This is a genomic window from Paraclostridium dentum, from assembly GCF_012922555.1.
GTDB classification, from domain to species: domain Bacteria; phylum Bacillota; class Clostridia; order Peptostreptococcales; family Peptostreptococcaceae; genus Paraclostridium; species Paraclostridium dentum.
In genome coordinates, this window is sequence record NZ_WIPK01000098.1 from 1 (window position 1) to 532 (window position 532).

General features: G+C 50.6%; 1 protein-coding gene. It reads left to right on the forward strand.

All coding sequences use genetic code 11. The annotated features are described in order from the left end of the window. The coding region (locus GFJ41_RS18545) for a hypothetical protein (protein WP_206001605.1) at positions 1 to 396 on the forward strand (396 nt) is incomplete at its 5' end. Between the last annotated feature and the right edge of the window lie 136 nt (positions 397 to 532).

Here is a 532-nt window from a genome sequence, read left to right on the forward strand (position 1 = left end):
ACCTCGTACGAGGACGTGAAAGTCTACACTTTCAACCGTGGCTCGAGCACGCCAGCGGTGGCGAACACAACCATCTCAGCTGGCCTGCCCTTCATCACAGGGGGAGGGATCATCAGCGTCTCTTCCCAGATAAGGGAGGAGCCTCTCCAGTGGGGCATTGCCAAAACCATTGCAACATCGGTGGCGGTTACGTCCCAAGTTACGGTGCCACCGAAAAGCACGGTGGTAGTTAGATATGTGGGCACAGAGGGCACCTGCACTATTCCATACACTTACACTCAGCAGGACAGGATGTCCAACGGCCAAACTGTTATTAGTCAGCATACTGATGGTATCTACAATGGCACCAGTCTCTACGGCTTCGCCTTCCGCAAGGATGAAGCCCAGACTCTCTAGCTCATCGTCGTCGGCGTCGTCGTGATTGATTATCAGTTATCGTTTCCCTTTGTTTATGTATGCATGCATTTCTGTTGCTTTTGATCACTGTATTTGACGCGTTGGAACTCAGTCTATCGTATATAATAATTATCCG